An 18,137-nucleotide genomic window follows, 5' to 3' on the forward strand; every position below is an offset into this window, starting at 1 on the left:
AGAAATTTTAAGACTGATAATTAGGTGGCTCTTTTGTAATTGTTACATCATGGACATGTGATTCTTTCAAACCAGCTCCAGTAATTTGAACAAATGTAGGTTCTGTACGCATTGTTTGGATATCTTTTGAACCAGTATATCCCATACTAGATCTCAAACCACCTATTAACTGGTGAATAACTGCAGCTAGATGACCCTTGTAAGGCACTCTACCTTCGACACCCTCTGGAACGAACTTCTTAGCATCAGTATTACCTTGGAAGTATCTATCAGAAGAACCCTGCTCCATGGCACCTAGTGACCCCATACCACGATATGACTTATAAGAACGTCCCTGAAAAAGTTCAACCTCACCAGGCGACTCTTCAGTACCACCAAAAAGACCACCAATCATAACTACCGATGCTCCAGCAACTATAGCCTTTGCTATATCTCCAGAGAATTTGATACCGCCATCAGCAATAACTGGGACTCCTGTGCCTTCTAAAGCTTCAGCAACATTTGATATCGCTGTAATCTGTGGCACACCCACTCCTGCAACTATTCTTGTAGTACATATTGAACCAGGACCTATACCCACTTTCACAGCGTCAGCACCAGCCTTAACAAGATCTTTTGCAGCTTCTGCTGTAGCAATATTACCACCTACAACTTCAATATTTGGATAGTTATCCTTGACCCATCTAACCATATCAAGCACACCTTGAGAATGACCATGCGCAGTATCAACCACAATTATATCAACACCTTCTGCTGCTAACGCAGCAACACGCTCTTTCGTATCTGCAGCAGTACCAACAGCAGCACCGACTCTTAGACGGCCAAGCGAATCTTTGCAAGCATTAGGCTTATTTTGTGATCTTTCGATATCTTTTGTTGTTATCAAACCAACTAGCTCACCTTGTTCATTAACTACAAGCAACTTCTCTATTTTATGTTCATGAAGTTTTTTCTTGATTGCGCCTTGAGAAGCATCCTCTGCAACTGTTACTAACTGTTCTCTAGGTGTCATTATAGAGCTTACTGGTTCATCTAAGTCTTTAGCAAATCTAAAATCACGCTTAGTAACAATACCAATAATCATATTATTATCATCAACGACTGGAAAACCAGAAAAATTATGCTCTTTCGCAAGTTGCATAACTTCTTTGATTGAGCTTTCTTGCTTTATAGTAATTGGATCAATTACCATTCCGTTTTCAAATCTTTTTACTTTTTTAACTTCTTGAGCTTGAGCTTGTATAGACATATTTTTATGGATAATACCAATCCCACCTTCTTGAGCTATAGCTATAGCAAGACGAGATTCAGTAACGGTATCCATAGCCGCAGAAACTAAAGGAATATTCAATTGAATATTTCTAGTAATATTTGTCTTCAAATCTACTTGATGTGGAAGTACGTTTGAATATCTAGGCGAAAGCAACACATCATCAAAAGTGATTGCTTGTTGAGTAATTCTTAACATTTTTAATCTCCGTAATTAAAATCTAAAAGAGGTGATATTTAATTACAGAAATATTCTATCATATTAGAAAAAATATACTAGAGATAGATAAGCTAATAATCTACTATTTAGCTTGAGATAAAAGATAATGTACTAGTAGCGGTACTGGTCTGCCTGTTGCTTTGCAGCTAGCAAAATCTCCCATTGCAGACCCTGCAATATCAAGATGAGCCCATTCATAATCTTCCGTAAATTTTGATAAGAATAATCCAGCAACTATCGATCCAGCCGATCTATCACGACCACAGTTATCCATATCAGCAACTTTACTTTCTAATTTCTTAAGGTATGGCTTATGCAAAGGTAATCTCCACACCAAATCATTAGAAGCATCAGCTGCTTGCTGAAGACTATTAGCTAACTTATCACTATTTGCAAACAATCCAGAAAAAGCATCACCTAAAGATATAATCATAGCACCTGTTAAAGTTGCCATATTAATAACTGCTTTGGGATTATATTTACCGATATAAGTTAATGTATCACAAAGCACCAAACGACCTTCTGCATCTGTGTTGCTTACTTCTACTGTTATACCTTTCATACTCTTAAGTACATCACCAGGTCTATAAGATCTAGCATCTACAGCATTTTCTGCTAACCCCATAACTCCAACAACATTTATAGGAAGGTTTAGCATTGCTAGAGCTTTCATTGTACCCATAACAGCTGCAGCACCGCCCATATCCATTTTCATAGAGTCCATCCCAGCTGCTGGCTTAATACAAATACCGCCATTATCAAAGACTAAACCTTTACCAACCAGTACTATAGGCGCTTCATCTTCATCTCCACCATTATACTCCATACAAACAGTATAATTAGACATATCAGATCCACGACCTACAGCTAGAGCACAACCCATACCAAGCTCTGCCATTGCATCTTGATCTAGATAGTTAAGATTAAATGTTTCATATTTAGATGTTAAATCTCTCGCCTCATTTAACATATAGTCAGTATTACAGATATTAGCAGGAAGGTTTTGTAAATCTTTAGCATAATTTTGACCACATGCAATCGCTGAACCAATCTTAGCAGCATCTTCAAGATCTTGATTACCCGAATACACCAACTCAATCGCTTCTAATGAGAAATTTTCTTTTTTAGATTTTAGCTGATCGAAAACATAAGTTTCAGAGATAAATGCTCTAACAGTGTCTAATGCAAATTGCTTCACGTTAGCATTATCAAATATATAATCTATGTTTACAGAAACTTCTTTTATATTGAGCTTTTTAAGCTGCTCAGCTGCTTTAGCAATAATCTTATCATATTCAGATGCTATAAAATCTTGTCTAAGACCAAGACCTAAAAGAATCACAACCTTATCACCATGTAGCAAAGGAAGAACCTCACCAGACTCAGCTTTAAAAACTTTTTTATCCAATAAAGATTTGGAATTTGGGCACTTTGTTTCAGCAACTAATTTTTTAAGATTTTCTTGAGCAACGATTAATACCTCAGCAGACAACGTCGACTGATTATTTACAACAATTTTCATTAGAGATCCTATATTATTTGTAACACAATTTTATAAACATAATATCAAAAAAGAATATTTATCGCATTAAAATTAAAAGCTAGTTATTCTTATCTACTGACTTTTGCTTATAAAAAATATAGAATTGCAGATAGCATAATTATTATATATACATAGTGACATACATTGATTCTTGAAAAATATTACAATAAAGACATAGTTAACACCTTTACATCGATTACATTATTCATAATATCTATTGTATCGGCTAACTTACTTATTCGACTTTTTCAACAAGCATACTCGCAAGGTTTAGGTATTGACTCAATTATAAAGTTTGTGATACTAACAATACCTGGGAACGTAAGTCTAGTAGCTCCTATCGCAATATTTCTAGCTATTGTTATTTGTTTTGGTAAGTACTTTGCAAATAATGAGATGTTTGTAACTCTAGCAGGTGGAGTTACATGGATGCAAATAGTCAAAAATACTATGAAGCCCGTGTATGCTCTGACAATCATTACATTTTTAACCGTAATGTATATTAACCCCCTATCCAAACAAACTCAGGATATTTATCAAGCTTCACTAACAGCAAAAGCTCTTTTGTCCTCAATAACCGATGACAAAATAATTAAAACTACTGACGGAAAAGTCATATATATAAAAAGTAAATCAGGAAATACTCTTAAAGATGTATTTTTGTATATGGCTACAGATAATAGTGATGAGTATAAAGTAGTAACTGCACCTGTCGCAGAAGTTATAACAGATAAGGGCGCTGCATATGTAGACTTCCATGATGCTCACATATATACAAAAGAGCCCAAAACATCTGAGTATACTTATGACACAGCTAAAAATGCTATCTACACTATCTTTGACACTTCTGATCGTGATTACAATCATGATAAAGTTGATAGATTATATATGCACACTCTTATAGAAAACTTTACTGACAAAGATGATGGTACAGTCTCTCGTGGAGAGTTCTTTGGGCGTATTAACAACTCTATTTCTGTTATAGTAGCATCACTACTTGCACTTGCGCTTTGTCGTCTAAGACCAAGACAGAACAAGTATGCTAAACTACTACCCTCAGTTGTTGTTCTAGCAGTATATTTGTGTAGCAACATGTTTGTAAACACTCTTATGACTGGTGGTAAATTACCAGTTTGGATCGGACTTTGGCTTCCTCACATCTTTTTTATAATTTATGCTATCAGAACTATAAGAAAAGATAATGGATCTTCTAAGAAGGAAAAATAAATGTTTTTAAACCGTATTGATCGCTACATATTCAAAACAGTATTTAGTAGCTTTCTGATTGTAAGTTTAATTTTTTGTATCTTGTTTTTTATTTTTACTTATCTAGCACAAGTAAGTAACAATGATACAGGTGCAAGTAATATAGAACTTATTATAATAACCATATACCAATTACCAGGAATTTTATACACACTACTTCCCGCTTGTGCTATGGTGGGTGCTCTAATGGGACTTAGCTTACTTGCAAACAACTCCGAGATAATAGTATTGAGATCTTTTGGCCGCTCTACAGCTCAAATCGCAAAGGGAGTTGTACTAGTTGGTATCATAGGCTCTATAGTTACTATGGTTTTTGGTGGGTATATTGCCCCAGTTTTACAAAAACTTGCTGATTCAAATACTGTGGCATATAACACTCATGATTTATGGCTAAAAACTCCTGATGGTTTCATGAATATCTCAAACATCGATCCAAATGAAGGAAAAGCATACGGCATAAGAAAGTTTATAACTAAAGATAACCAAGTACAGGAAGTTAGATATGCTGAAAAAGCTGAATATGTGAACGATGCTACAGCGAATGTATTTAATGTCAGTGTCGTCACATTTCCTAATAAAGATGTTAAACATATAGATGTTAAAGAGAATGTTTATAAAGCTATATGGTCTAACCCTATACCAATATCTGTAGCCAAAGTTATCACTATCAATGACAATGATTATCTAAATTTCACCCAGTTGACTAGATATATGTTATCGAATAGCCAAGCTAAAGATTCAATATCACTAAAATTCTGGCAAGAGATTTTTCAACCATTAGCATTAATGGTATTAATATTACTTTCTGTACCATTAAGTATTGGATCAACCAGATCATCAACACTGATACTTAAATTACTACTAGGTGCATTTTTTGGTTTTGCATTTTTTATCATTAACCAAATATTTGGTCCAATTGCATTAATTCTACACCTACCAACTATACTTGGTGCCGCAGGTCCTACAGTTATTGCATTGATATTACTAATTTATCTATTTATAAAATCTAAAGAAACATAAGAAACTTATATGAGCATCGATAAATACTCCCTTGATAATGATCTTAATATATATATAAAAAAAGACTCTAGAGCACCTGTTGCTCTCGCTCAGATTTGGTATAAGGTAGGATCAACATACGAACCTACTAAACTAACAGGCATATCTCACATGCTTGAACACATGATGTTCAAAGGTACTAATAAATATACTAAAGATGAGCTAAACAGTATAGTTGAAAATAATGGTGGCGTGCAAAATGCATTCACAGGATTTGACTATACTGCTTATTATCAGTTTTGGCACAAAAAGAATCTAGAACTGAGCCTATCTATTGAATCATCAAGAATGTCAAACTTACTATTTGATGAAAATGAATTTATTCCAGAGAGAAAGGTTGTACTTGAAGAAAGAAATCTACGCGTAGATGACAAAGCATTTAGTTATGCTTTTGAACAATTTATGAAACTTGCATATCAAAATAACTCTCGACATACTCCAATAATTGGCTGGCGTGAAGATATTGAAAATTATACACTTAATGATCTAAAAAAATGGTACCAACAAAACTATGCTCCAAACAATGCTAGTATTGTTCTTGTAGGTGATATTGATAAATCATCTGCTATACCTATGATAAAAGATTACTTTGGTGGTATTCCCAAATCTAAATTGATGAATATAGAAAAAGAGCCAAGCTTAATAAATATTGGCTATAGACACTCAAAAGTACAAAAATCACCAAATGATACAGATGCTGCGATATTAGGATACATAACACCCTCGTTAACAACTGATTATCATGATAATGATCCTTTTGCTTTAATGATACTAAATAATATTATTGGTAGTGCTGATGCATCAATATTACAGCAGCGACTAGTTAGAGATGAAAATCTTTGTTGTCATATAGATAGCGAATACTCCCCTTTTATAAAAGGAGAAGATATTTTCACTATCACAGCAATAGCAAACCATGATCAAAGCCTAGATAAAATTCAGGATAAAATAGAAGACTCTATTGCTAAACTTAAAAACGATGGCGTAACTCAAGAACAATTGAATAGAGCAAAAGTAACCATAAAAGCTGATAAAGTATTTGCTATGGATTCACTTGAAACTCAAGCAAATTTGATAGGCTCTCTTGCTAGTATAAATCTAGATGTTGACTACTATAAGTATCTTGAGAAACTCTATGATGTCTCAATTAACGACGTTAATCGCGTACTTAATAGATATTTTGACAAAAACAATCTTACATCTCTTCACTTATTAAAGGATTAGAAACTATGATCCATAAATTTGATATAGATAATACAACAGTATATTTCCAAGAATCTCCTAGTCTACCAATGGTTGATATTCAGCTTAACTTTAGAGCTGGATCAGCATTTGATAGCGATCTAAATGGCTTAGCTGATTTAGCAGTAGGAATGTTCGCTACAAAAACTCAAAAATCTAGTGAACAAGAGCTTATAAATAAAATAACTGATAGTGGAATATCTATACACTCAGAAACTACTAAAGAATTTTTTAATATAAAAATTCGTCTATTAAATGACCTCAACATTATTAATAATACTATTAATATACTACAAGAAATTTTCACCTTCCCCGACTTTGATGCTGATATATTAGAAAGAGAAAAGATTCAGACTCTTACTCATATTGACTATTTATATCAACAACCTAACTACTTGGCTTCACTTGAATTTTCAAAGCATATTTTTGCAAATAATCCTTATAGCAAGCCAACAATTGGCTACAAAGGAACTATTAAAAAAATATCAAAAAAAGATATTGAAGATTTCTTTAATCAAAATATTTGTGCAAACAATGCCAATATATGTATAGTTGGTGCTATTGATAAAATACAGGCTGAAGATATTTCTCAGAGCCTAGTTAGTTTTTTACCAAAAGGTAAAAAAAATACGCAGAAATTTGCTCAACAAAAAAACAACTCTCAAATAATTAAAAATAAGTTCTCAAGTAAACAAACTGCTATACTAACAGGTCATCAATTGTTACTTGATATTAATGATCCATTATATTTCCCACTAAAACTAGGAAATGAAATACTTGGCGGTGGTGGCTTAAACTCTCTGCTTTTCAATAAAGTTCGTGAAGAGCTTGGATTAGTTTATAATATCTCAAGCACAGCTAATATTAATCCTGATTATGGTAGCTTTGTAATATCTGCTCAAACAAGCAATCCAAATCTTGCCTTAGAAACTATAAATAGTGTCTATAGTAATTTCATTAACTCTACTATAGATGAACAAACTCTAACAAACTCTAAAAAGCATATTGAAGGCACACATTTATTAAGCTGTGTAAAAAATAGCTCTAAGCTAAATATGCTATCTTCAATCGCAAATAAAAATCTGCCTTTAGATTTTTTTGATACTTATGTTGAGCATATCAATAATGTTACTGCTACACAAATTTACGATGCTTACCAAGCTATACAAGAAAATAACATAATCACAGTAATGGTTGGAGATATCGAATAAGTGAAGACAAATACTATTCGTATAATATCTGGAAAATACAAAAATCGAAGACTAAAATTTCCCAATGTGAATGGCTTACGTCCAACTTCTGATCAGCTTAAAGAAACTATCTTTAATTGGTTAGCTCCATATATACATGATAGCATTTGCATTGATGCTTTTGCTGGTAGTGGCAGCCTAGGTATAGAAAGCATATCAAGAGGTGCTTCAAAAGCCATATTCTATGAACTTAATTTTAAAGCTTTGCAGCAAATCAAAGAAAATATTAATACATTAGATATACTGAATTATGAAATATATAAAACTGATAGCATAAAAGCCCTTGCAAATTTTGATCCTTGCAATTCTAGGCTAATTATATTTTTAGACCCTCCATTTAATAAAAATATTATTCCAAAAGCTCTAGAGTCGATATTAAAAAATCAAAATATCCCTAATGAAACATTAGTATATGTAGAAACTGAAAAAACTGCTGAATATAACCTTGATGGTTTCGATATATTAAAAGAAAAAACAACTTCAAATATTTCTGCAAAACTAATAATAAAAAATGATTTAAATTCTAAAAATAATCTCTAAAATATAGCCAACTCTAGCTTTTGGAAATAATTATGTACCACGTTGGAATATCAGGCCCTTTTATTTTTACTATCATGTTCCTAATAGGCATAATTGCTGAAAGCATGACTGGAGTAATCTCATCATCTCGAAGAAACATGGATGCTTTTGGAGTAGTTGCAATCGCATTAACAACGGCTTTAGGTGGTGGTGTAGTTAGAGATTTGCTACTCGGTAATCTACCAGTAACCATTATGCTCCATCCTCACTATATTGTGATATGTTTATGTTTCTCTATTATTGCTATTTTTACACAAAAGTATATCAATAAGTTTTATAAAATATTTTTGATCTTAGACTCAATTGGTCTTATTGCATTTGCATATATAGGTAGTAGTATAGCGTACCAAATTTGTACAGAAGTATTTCATATGAAGTTCTTTAGTGTTTTTATAGTTGGAATTGTTATTGCTATAATTAATGGTGTAGCTGGTGGTATTATGAGAGATATGATCTGTAATGATATCCCTGTTGCCTTCAAGGCAGAATTATACGCATCTGTAGCAGCGGTTGTTGGAGGTATGAACATTATCTTTATATATTTGGATGTGAATTTATATATTAGTGCTGCAATAATTATCGGATTTGGATTAACTATAAGAGTTATGTCGATAGTATATAAATGGAAATTACCCATTATCTAATAATAGATCTCTAATCTATACTATAGCCTACTACTTTTAGATGATTTCAGCTATATAACTAAATACCACTATGGAATCTAAACTCTGAATCTGAAGATAATATAAGATCCTTTTCTATTTCACCTATTCTTTTGATATCTTTGCCAATATCTGTAGAAGAATATTTTTCTGCAAAATGTAGATATATCGTAAAATGTCTTTTTTCTGACTCTAATAATCCATTATAAAACTTCTGTAACTCAGAATCTAAATATGGAGCAACTTTTGCAAATCTTTCACAAGAACGAGCTTCTATATATGCTCCAATGATCAAAGCATCGATAAAGCGCCCTTCTTTATCTGTCCTAGCGGCTTTAATTAACTGACTAGCATATCTAGATGCTGATATAGCTTTGTATTGTATATCCCGCTTTTTCATAATACGCATCACTTGTTCAAAGTGTACTAACTCTTCTCTAGCGATCTTAGACATTCTTGTTACTAGTTCATATTTGTCTGGATGTCTATATATGTATGTCATAGCTGAAGATGCTGCTTTCATCTCACAGTGAGCATGATCTATCAGCATTAATTCTATATTAGCTAATGCTTTCTGTATCCATTGTTCAGGTGTTTCACATAACAAAAAATTCTCAATAGTTGCAAAGTCTGCATACTGCTGCTTCATAATAGCTTATAAATTTATTTTTTGAAGTATTATAAAAAAATTGCTTAATATATTCTATTTAAAATTATTAAGAGTAGAATGTTTATATGAGTAAATCTGAATATTTAAATTTATGAGTAATATAAATATAGCTAATAAACGCGTAGCAAAAGATGAAGTGCTTTATCATATAGGGTTAAGTGAAGAGATGATAGATAGTGCAGAAATCGCAATTCTTCCTGGAGATCCTAAAAGGTCTGAACCTTTAGCAAAAATGTTAGATAAAAATGCTAAGTTTCTTGCTACTAATAGAGAATATACATCGTATTTGGCCAAAATAGCTGACAGAAATGCTATTGTGATATCAACTGGTATGGGTGGTCCTTCAACTGCAATATGTATTGAAGAGCTAGCTATGATAGGAATCAAAAAACTAATACGTGTGGGAACATGCGGAGCTATTCAAGAGAATATTGATTTTGGTGATTTGATATTAACCACTGCATCTGTTCGTTTAGATGGCACATCATATCATTATGCTCCAATAGAGTATCCTGCGGTTGCTGACTTTAAGCTAAATAGTTCTTTATACAACTCGGCAAGATCATTAAATATAGATATTCATTGTGGGATAACGGGATCTTCAGATACTTTTTACCCGGGTCAAGAAAGAAGAGATAGCTATAGCGGTTATGTAAGAAAACATTTTAGAGAATCTCTAGATGAGTGGAGAAAATTAAATGTTCTTAATCTAGAAATGGAGTCTTCTGCTTTGCTTACAGTATGCGCTACTTTTGGCTTGCAAGCCAGCTGTATATGTACAGTTCTAGCAAAGAGAACAACCTCAGAATCAGTCAATAAAAGCAGATATGATGAAGGTATGCAGAATATAATGTCAATTATAAAACACTCGATTGAAAATAATTTCGAAAACTAAGGAAAAATAAATACTAATGAGCAATGATATTAACAACAAACTAATTGATGCAGCTATACAAGCAGCTGGGAATGCTTATACTCCATATTCTAAGTTTAATGTTGGTGCTGCACTATTAATGAAAGATGGCTCTATTTTAAAAGGTGCTAATGTAGAAAATGCTTCTTATGGACTATGCAACTGTGCTGAAAGAACAGTATTATTCTACGCTTACGCCCAAGGTTATCGTAAAGAAGATATCAAAAAACTTGCGGTAGTTGCAGACACTCCAGAAGGAGTTTCGCCATGTGGTGCTTGCCGACAAGTTATGTCAGAACTTTTGGATCTTGAATGTCCAATCATATTATCAAATATCAGAAAAACAGATATAAAAGAAACAAATATTAAAGAACTTCTTCCATATATGTTTTCTTTCTAAAAAAATTATTATCAACAAGCAAAATTAACAGCATAAACATAAGTTTATGTATAACGATCATGCTTTTATAAAAATAAATAATGGTGGGTAGTACAGGATTCGAACCTGTGACCAATTGGTTAAAAGCCAACTGCTCTACCGACTGAGCTAACTACCCATAATTACAAAATAAAATCTCTTTAATTTTGTATTGAAATGATTAATCTAATGGTGGGTAGTACAGGATTCGAACCTGTGACCAATTGGTTAAAAGCCAACTGCTCTACCGACTGAGCTAACTACCCAAAAGATGCTGTTTATTATACTGACTAGATTTTTTGTGTCAACACTTTATGCTGTTTTTTTCTATTTAATTCCAAAATTTCTATAGGGTGTTTGATTGTATGGCCTTCCATACGCTTTACTTGACATCTACATGAAAATCCTGTTGCGATTACAGACCTAATTCCACTTTCTTTAATTTTGTCTTTCCAGCTTAAATTATAAATATGCTTTGATGTATCGATATGCTTAGTCTCATGACCAAAGCTACCAGACATACCACAACAACCAACTTTAGCAATTTTAGTTTCTACCCCAAAATGCTTAAATATTTTTTGCCATTGCTCTATCGAAACAGCAGATAATGATTTTTCTGTACAGTGATTAAATAAATTAAACTCTTTATCTAGCATTTTGCTCATGGTCGGTAAAGTATCAAGTTTTGTTATTAACCACTCTTGTATTAGTTTAACTTTGAATCTTACCTTATCACCACAGATCTTTTTGTATTCATCTCTATAAACAAGAGTCATTGCTGGATCGACACCAATCATTTCGACTTTTGTTTCTGCTATTTGGTTGTATAGCTTAGTAGCTTTGATAGCTTGCTTTTTAAAGTACTTAAGGAAACCTTTGACATGTGATGGCTTACCATTTACTTTAAATGGAGCAAAATAAACCCTAAAGCCTAAAGCTGTCAAAAAGTCATATAATGTCAAAACTATATGAGTATCATATAAAGATGTAAATATATCTTGAACTATACAAACAGTTTTTTTCTTTTGCTCTGTAGACAGATTTCTCATCTCTTCGAGATTAAACTCTGGAGCACCTCTTTTTTTAAGTTCTGATCTTAGATTTAATGAACTAATAATTGGAGTATCCGCAAAACCAACCAAGTTAGTCAACCCAGCCCTAACAAATTGAATATTAAAAATATCATTATATATTTTTGGCATATACAAATTGATACTCAGCAATGATTCACTAAATTTAACAAAATAATCCAAGCCAGGACGTTTATATTTAGAGTGATAGTGATATAAAAATTGTGATTTCATCGTAGGAATATCAACTTTTATTGGACATCCAGATACACAAGCCTTACACCCTAAACACTTATCTAGTGAGTCATATACTTGATGTGAGAAATCATCTGGATATTCTTCTAACTTATCAAAACCAGTGTTATAAACTTTATCTTTTGTTGAATACCCTGCTGCTGAAAGCTGATTAAGCCACTCACGTAATACTGCTGACCTACCTTTTGGTGAGTATAACCAGTTTCTACTAGCTTTGGCTGATGGACATATTACAGTATCTAAATTATAGTTTAGACATTGTGAATTACCATTACAGTTATATGCTCCAGAGAATTGTTCGCGCATTTCTTTTGGCACTTGCTCATCTGAATAGCCTCTAAATGGCCCATCTACTTTTACAAGCTTATCTTTACTACCTGTTGGAACAGTAATCTTACCAGGATTAAGTTGATTATGTGGATCAAATACTTTTTTGATATGTCCTAATGAATCATACAGCTCTTGACCAAAGTACTCTTTGATGTACTCACTTCTATAACCATGACCATGCTCACCACATAAGACTCCACCATACTTCTTAACAAGATCACTAACTTTTTGGATAATTTGTTTGACCTTTTGAGAATCTTCAGCTGAAGACATATCTAGCGCTGGTCTTACATGCAGACAGCCTACATCAACATGACCAAACATTCCGTATTTAACACCATAAGAATCTAACAATACAGTTAACTCTTTGATATAGTCTGCTAATTTTTCAGGAGCCACTGTCGTATCTTCAATAAAAGGTATTGGTTTACGATCTCCTTTCATAGCACCAAGTAGACCTACACCTTTTTTTCTCAACTCCCAAAGACTATCCATATCTGTTTGACTTTCTGTGAAATGAAACACTGCTTGCTTTTCTAACAGTTTTCTTTCTAGACGAGAAGTCATATTATCTAACTCATGTTGACTATCAGCAATAAATTCAACTAAATTTACAGCCGCTACATTTGTAGAGTTACTACCCTTTTCAAGCATATACTTTATTTTATGATAAACCTCATCACCCTTTGCAATCTCAATAATATTATTGTCTATAGTCTCTATAGCAGATGGGTTAGATGATAATAAATCTCTAGCAGCTCTCAATGCGTCATCAAAACTACTATATGAAATTGCAAACAGTGCTTTAAATTTAGGTTTTTTAGTTAGTTTAAGTTTCAGCTCAGTAACAAAAGCTAATGTTCCTTCGGAACCGGATATTAAATAACTTAGATTGACCGTATTATCTTTTTTATTATAAGTTTTAGCTAGATTATATCCCGTCAGATAGCGGCTTAATTTAGGAAACTTCTCCTCGATTAGCTCATACTTATCTATAATTTGCTCAACAACAGTTGAGTATATATTTTTCTCAATATCATTTAACTTATTTTCATTAAGATCACTTAACTTAATTTTTTTAGTAGATAATTTCTGCCCATTTACTAGAGTACACTCTAATTCTAAGACATGAGCACTTGTACGCCCATATATTCTAGAACCTTTACCACATGCATCAGTATTTACCATACCACCCAAAGTTGCTCTATTACTTGGTGATAAGTTCGGTGCAAAGAAATATTCTGAGTCGGCTAATGTATCATTTAACTGATCAAGTACAACACCTGGCTCTACTTTGACATATTCATTATCAAAATCTACCTCTAGAATATTATTCATGTATCGACTAGTATCAACAATAACACCAGCACACAATGAATGTCCAGATGTACCTGTGCCACCGCCACGAGGTGAGAATTTAAGCTCTTGATATTCTTTTTTGCTTGCTAATGCAAAGATTCTATTTACATCATTTTTATTACATGGAAAAACAACAAGCTCAGGAACAACAAAATATACACTATTATCCATTGATGATGATATTCTCGAAGCATAGTCAGAATGTATATCACCTTCAAATCCTTTTCCTCTTAGCTCCTCAGCAAAAGCATTAATCAAAGCATTTAGAGCATTTGTCTTATTTAAGACTGGCAGTTTACTTGTTTTCATATATAAAAAATGACCCTAGTTAATAAAAAACAGACAAGATTCTCTTAAATTATATAAGAAAATTAACTTCACATAAATAATATTAGAAAAATACATAGAAGATAAAAACATTTCATTTTTTTGTATCAAAGCAGACAAAGTACAAATATAAAGTTATAATGACACTCGTATTTAAAAATAATTTCAAAAGTTAAAAGTTTTTGAGGATAAATATGAAAAAAACTACTCTTTTAGTAATCTTAGATGGTTGGGGCTATAGCGAAAGTGATTACTTTAATGCTATCAAAAATGCAAACACTCCTACTTGGGATAGCATCTGGCAAGACTTTCCTAGAACATTAATTAGCGCATCTAGCTTAGAAGTTGGTTTACCTAGAGGTCAAATGGGAAACTCTGAGGTCGGACATGTAAATATTGGTTGTGGTAGAGTGGTCTATCAAGAGCTTACAAAAATTGATAAAGCAATCGAAGAAAAAACTTTTGGTAATAATAAAGCTATCTGTGATGCTATTGATAATGTTATTCAAAAAGACTCAAATCTTCACTTAATGGGTCTACTCTCTCCTGGAGGAGTTCACTCTCACGAAGAACATATTTTTGAAATGATAAAAATTGCTAAACAAAAAGGTGTCAAAAGAGTATATCTACATGCTTTCTTAGATGGTAGAGATACTCCTCCACGCTCAGCTGAAAGCTCAATCAAAAAAACAGATGATCTGCTACAAAAACTTAATCTTGGCTATATTGCTAGTGTTAGTGGTAGATACTATGCAATGGATAGAGATAATCGTTGGGATAGAGTTGAAAAAGCATACGATGCTATAGTCAATGCTGATGCTGAATTTGTTTGTAATTCGGCATTAGAAGCTCTAGAAGAGTCTTATGCTCGTGATCAGTCTGATGAATTTGTCATTCCAACCTGTATCCAAAAAGATGGAAAACTGATAAAAATTGAAGATAATGATAGTGTTATTTTTATGAATTTTAGAGCTGATAGAGCTAGAGAAATATCTCATGCTTTCACGGATGAGAACTTTGATCATTTCCCGAAAGATAGACATTTAAACATAAACTTCACGACTCTCACAGAGTATGATTCAAAACTTAAATGTAATGTAGCATTCCCACCAGAACAACCAGTTAACACTCTTGGTGAAGTGCTAATGAAAAATCATAAGACTCAACTAAGAATAGCTGAAACTGAAAAGTATCCTCACGTAACTTTCTTTTTTAATGGTGGTAAGGAGGATCAATTTGAAGGTGAAGATAGAATATTAATTCCTTCTCCAAAAGTTGCCACTTATGATCTACAGCCAGAGATGTCAGCTCCGGAAGTTACTGACAGACTAGTTGATGCTATCAATAATGGTAAATATGATTGTATAGTTTGCAACTATGCAAACTCAGACATGGTTGGTCATACTGGCAACTATGAAGCAGCAATGCAAGCGATTGAATATCTTGATAAATGTTTAGCAAGATTGAAAGATGCAATACTTGAACATGATGGTAATATGTTTATTACCGCAGATCATGGTAATGCAGATATGATGGTCAACCCTAAAACACAAAAGCCTCATACTGCTCATACTACCAATCTGGTACCATTTGTATATGTTGGGCATAAAAAAGCTCAAGTAGCTTTAGAGCATGGCAAGTTATCTGATATTGCTCCAACTATACTTAATGTAATGAATATTGCTCAGCCTCAAGAAATGACAGGCAAAACTATATTTAAATTTGAAAAATAAGGATTTCAGACAAAATGCTTGATGCTAAATATATTAAAGATAATTTAGAAGAAGTAGCTGAGAAACTCGCAACTAGAGGTTATCAGTTTGATATAGCAGAATTCAAAGCTCAAGAAGCAAAAAGAAAAGACCTTCAAGAGAGAACTCAAGAGCTTCAATCTCAACGTAATACTATCTCCAAAGAAATAGGTAAAAGAAAGTCTAAAGGTGAAGATGCTAGTGACATTTTTGCCAAAGTTAATGATATCAACGATGAACTAAAAGTAATCGAAAAAAAGCTGAAAGATCTTCAAGACTGTATAAATAATACTCTTCTTTCTATGCCAAATCTCCCTGCTGATGATGTACCAGTTGGTAAGGATGAAAGCGAAAATGTCGAGATAAAAAAATGGGGAACTCCTCGTGAATTTCACCCTGAAGCTCAAGCTAAAGATCATGCAGATATTGGCGAAATACTTAATATGATTGACTTCAAAGCTGCAGCAAAAATTACAGGTAGTCGATTTGTAGTTCTAAAAAGTAAAATTGCTAAGCTTCATCGTGCATTGACACAATTTATGTTAGATATGCATACAGAAAAGCATGGCTATGAAGAATTATATGTGCCATATATGGTAAATAATGATAGTTTGTATGGAACAGGTCAGTTACCTAAATTCTCTGAAGATTTGTTTAAATTAGAAGGTGACTTTGAATATAGCCTAATACCAACGGCAGAAGTACCTATCACAAATCTAGTAAGAGATGAAATCTTAGATACAGAATCTCTACCTAGATACTACACGGCACACACACCATGTTTTAGAAGTGAGGCTGGTTCTTATGGGCGAGATACTAAAGGATTGATTCGTCAACATCAGTTTGAGAAAGTTGAATTAGTGCATATCACTATAGCTGATAAAGGTGAAGAATCTTTGGAGCTCTTAACATCTCATGCAGAAAAAGTACTACAAAAACTAAACCTACCATACAGAGTAGTCAAACTATGTACGGGAGATATGGGGTTTAGTGCGAAAAAGACTTATGATCTAGAAGTTTGGATACCTTCACAAAATACTTATAGAGAAATATCATCATGTAGCTGGTGTGGAGATTTCCAAGCTCGTCGCATGAAGGCTAGACACAAAAATCCAAGTATGAAAAAACCTGAATTGGTACATACTTTAAATGGTTCTGGTTTAGCAGTTGGTAGAACATTACTAGCTATTATTGAGAATTACCAACAAGAAGATGGATCTATCATGATTCCTGAAGCACTTATTAACTATATGGGTGGAATTTCTGTTATTAAATAATGAAATAATAAGTATACTTGTGACACTTATAATTGCAATAATGCCTCTGATTATTGCAATTATTTTGAGATCGACTTATTTTAAAGAAAAATTTGATAAACATAGCTTTAATAAATATAAATATGATGAGCTTGAAGCTACATTTGAATATTGTCTAAATAAAAATAATCCAAGTTCAGTCAAAAAAATAAAAGCTTATAAATATAAACTTTTATTTGATATTGCCGATATTCGAAAAATCTTTGTACGTATTTATCTTATTAATTTTCTTACTGCTAATGAGATTAATTCATTATTTTTATTAGATCTTATAAAATTTGGTAAGGAAAAGTGGATTATATTGCCTATTATAAGAAAGCCTGATGTAATTAAGTTAATAAAAATAACTATGATTTTAGGCGCATTAACTATTTTTATAATATTTATGGCTTATTTATATTATATATTTATTAATTCTCTTAATATTAACTATTATATTTTTATAGCGCTTTTAGCCGTTTATTTTTTAACTATATTAGCTTTAATATCATCATTAATATTTTTATATTTTGAGATTATAAAGTATGTTTTAATATCTTTATATATTGTTTATAAAGTGTTTATAAAGTTAAAAGAAAATCATTAGTTTTGAAAAGAAGATTTTATGAGAAAAATGATTATAAAGAACTTCAAAAATA

General features: G+C 32.5%; 15 protein-coding genes and 2 tRNA genes. 11 read left to right on the top strand and 6 right to left on the bottom strand.

What is annotated here, in order from left to right:
• Nucleotides 1-7 precede the first annotated feature (7 nt).
• Nucleotides 8-1,468: an IMP dehydrogenase gene (guaB, locus tag FTPG_RS08530; protein WP_004288051.1), complete on the bottom strand. Its 1,461-nt coding sequence runs from the start codon at nucleotides 1,466-1,468 to the stop codon at nucleotides 8-10.
• A gap of 103 nt (nucleotides 1,469-1,571) precedes the next feature.
• A complete protein-coding gene (locus tag FTPG_RS08535) occupies nucleotides 1,572-3,011 on the bottom strand; it encodes a leucyl aminopeptidase (RefSeq protein WP_004288052.1) in 1,440 nt (479 codons plus the stop codon).
• Between the two features lie 165 nt (nucleotides 3,012-3,176).
• On the opposite strand from FTPG_RS08535, the gene lptF reads away from it, so the two are divergent.
• From lptF to FTPG_RS08565, 6 genes are read left to right on the top strand one after another with little or no spacing between them, the layout of a single operon-like run.
• Nucleotides 3,177-4,259: an LPS export ABC transporter permease LptF gene (gene lptF / locus FTPG_RS08540; RefSeq protein ID WP_004288053.1), complete on the top strand. Its 1,083-nt coding sequence runs from the start codon at nucleotides 3,177-3,179 to the stop codon at nucleotides 4,257-4,259.
• Nucleotides 4,260-5,318 (top strand): LPS export ABC transporter permease LptG, encoded by a 1,059-nt coding sequence (lptG, locus tag FTPG_RS08545; RefSeq protein WP_004288054.1) that lies wholly within the window; start codon nucleotides 4,260-4,262, stop codon nucleotides 5,316-5,318. It begins immediately after the preceding gene.
• A 9-nt stretch (nucleotides 5,319-5,327) separates the two neighbouring features.
• On the top strand, nucleotides 5,328-6,581 hold the full coding sequence (locus tag FTPG_RS08550; protein WP_004288055.1) for a M16 family metallopeptidase: 1,254 nt from the start codon (nucleotides 5,328-5,330) through the stop codon (nucleotides 6,579-6,581).
• 5 nt (nucleotides 6,582-6,586) lie between these two features.
• Complete coding sequence (locus FTPG_RS08555) at nucleotides 6,587-7,810, top strand: M16 family metallopeptidase (RefSeq protein WP_004288056.1); 1,224 nt, start codon at nucleotides 6,587-6,589, stop codon at nucleotides 7,808-7,810.
• Nucleotides 7,811-8,389 carry a 16S rRNA (guanine(966)-N(2))-methyltransferase RsmD gene (gene rsmD, locus FTPG_RS08560; RefSeq protein ID WP_004288057.1) on the top strand — a complete coding sequence of 193 codons (579 nt, stop codon included), beginning with the start codon at nucleotides 7,811-7,813 and terminating at the stop codon, nucleotides 8,387-8,389.
• Between the two features lie 32 nt (nucleotides 8,390-8,421).
• The gene (locus FTPG_RS08565; RefSeq protein ID WP_004288058.1) at nucleotides 8,422-9,072 is read left to right on the top strand and encodes a trimeric intracellular cation channel family protein; all 651 of its coding nucleotides are present in this window, start codon (nucleotides 8,422-8,424) and stop codon (nucleotides 9,070-9,072) included.
• Nucleotides 9,073-9,130: 58 nt separating this feature from the next.
• On the opposite strand, the gene FTPG_RS08570 is transcribed toward FTPG_RS08565, so the two are convergent.
• Nucleotides 9,131-9,742, bottom strand: a complete 612-nt coding sequence (locus FTPG_RS08570) for a MiaE family protein (RefSeq protein ID WP_173405921.1) — start codon at nucleotides 9,740-9,742, stop codon at nucleotides 9,131-9,133.
• 109 nt (nucleotides 9,743-9,851) lie between these two features.
• Between FTPG_RS08570 and udp the strand changes: the two genes are divergently transcribed.
• Together udp and FTPG_RS08580 are read left to right on the top strand one after the other, a co-directional pair.
• On the top strand, nucleotides 9,852-10,655 hold the full coding sequence (udp, locus tag FTPG_RS08575; RefSeq protein ID WP_004288060.1) for a uridine phosphorylase: 804 nt from the start codon (nucleotides 9,852-9,854) through the stop codon (nucleotides 10,653-10,655).
• A gap of 16 nt (nucleotides 10,656-10,671) precedes the next feature.
• Nucleotides 10,672-11,073 carry a cytidine deaminase gene (locus FTPG_RS08580; RefSeq protein ID WP_004288062.1) on the top strand — a complete coding sequence of 134 codons (402 nt, stop codon included), beginning with the start codon at nucleotides 10,672-10,674 and terminating at the stop codon, nucleotides 11,071-11,073.
• Between the two features lie 81 nt (nucleotides 11,074-11,154).
• Here FTPG_RS08580 and FTPG_RS08585 read toward each other — a convergent pair.
• From FTPG_RS08585 to FTPG_RS08595, 3 genes are all read right to left on the bottom strand, one after another.
• A tRNA-Lys gene (locus tag FTPG_RS08585) sits at nucleotides 11,155-11,230 on the bottom strand.
• Between the two features lie 51 nt (nucleotides 11,231-11,281).
• A tRNA-Lys gene (locus FTPG_RS08590) sits at nucleotides 11,282-11,357 on the bottom strand.
• 24 nt (nucleotides 11,358-11,381) lie between these two features.
• Nucleotides 11,382-14,414 (bottom strand): FAD-binding and (Fe-S)-binding domain-containing protein, encoded by a 3,033-nt coding sequence (locus FTPG_RS08595; protein WP_004288063.1) that lies wholly within the window; start codon nucleotides 14,412-14,414, stop codon nucleotides 11,382-11,384.
• Nucleotides 14,415-14,626: 212 nt separating this feature from the next.
• Between FTPG_RS08595 and gpmI the strand changes: the two genes are divergently transcribed.
• Genes gpmI through FTPG_RS08610 form a run of 3 tightly spaced genes read left to right on the top strand, consistent with a single transcriptional unit; the run spans nucleotide 14,627 to nucleotide 18,085 of the window.
• Nucleotides 14,627-16,165, top strand: coding sequence for a 2,3-bisphosphoglycerate-independent phosphoglycerate mutase (gene gpmI / locus FTPG_RS08600; protein ID WP_004288065.1), 1,539 nt, complete (start codon nucleotides 14,627-14,629; stop codon nucleotides 16,163-16,165).
• 14 nt (nucleotides 16,166-16,179) lie between these two features.
• Entirely contained in the window at nucleotides 16,180-17,460 is a 1,281-nt protein-coding gene (gene serS, locus FTPG_RS08605; RefSeq protein ID WP_004288066.1) for a serine--tRNA ligase, read from the top strand.
• A 40-nt stretch (nucleotides 17,461-17,500) separates the two neighbouring features.
• Nucleotides 17,501-18,085: a hypothetical protein gene (locus FTPG_RS08610; protein WP_004288067.1), complete on the top strand. Its 585-nt coding sequence runs from the start codon at nucleotides 17,501-17,503 to the stop codon at nucleotides 18,083-18,085.
• The last annotated feature ends 52 nt before the right edge of the window (nucleotides 18,086-18,137 follow it).

The sequence above is a fragment of the Francisella philomiragia subsp. philomiragia ATCC 25015 genome (assembly GCF_000156715.1).
In the GTDB taxonomy this organism is placed as follows: Bacteria; Pseudomonadota; Gammaproteobacteria; order Francisellales; family Francisellaceae; genus Francisella; species Francisella philomiragia.